Origin of the sequence: Pseudonocardia sp. EV170527-09 (assembly GCF_008369905.1) — a bacterium.
Classification (GTDB): Bacteria; Actinomycetota; Actinomycetes; order Mycobacteriales; family Pseudonocardiaceae; genus Pseudonocardia.
On record NZ_VRMC01000737.1, the window covers coordinates 1 to 202 of the forward strand.

At 68.8% G+C, this 202-nt stretch carries 1 protein-coding gene; it reads left to right on the forward strand.

Features of this window, described 5'->3' with window-relative positions:
- A partial coding sequence (locus tag FVA95_RS30635; RefSeq protein ID WP_193564473.1) for a transposase occupies positions 1–202 on the forward strand: 202 nt, incomplete at both ends.

Sequence of the window (202 nt, forward strand, 5' to 3'; positions counted from 1 at the left end):
AAACGCCAGCGGCGGTTGTCCGGGGTGGATGAGATGGTGCTGTCGCTCTCGGCGAAGGGCCTGACCACCGGTGAGGTCCAGGCTCACCTCGCCGAGGTCTACGGCGCCCAGGTCTCGCGGCAGACGATCTCCACGATCACCGACAAGGTCCTCGACGCCATGGCCGACTGGCAGAGCCGGCCCCTCGACCCGGGGCGGATTC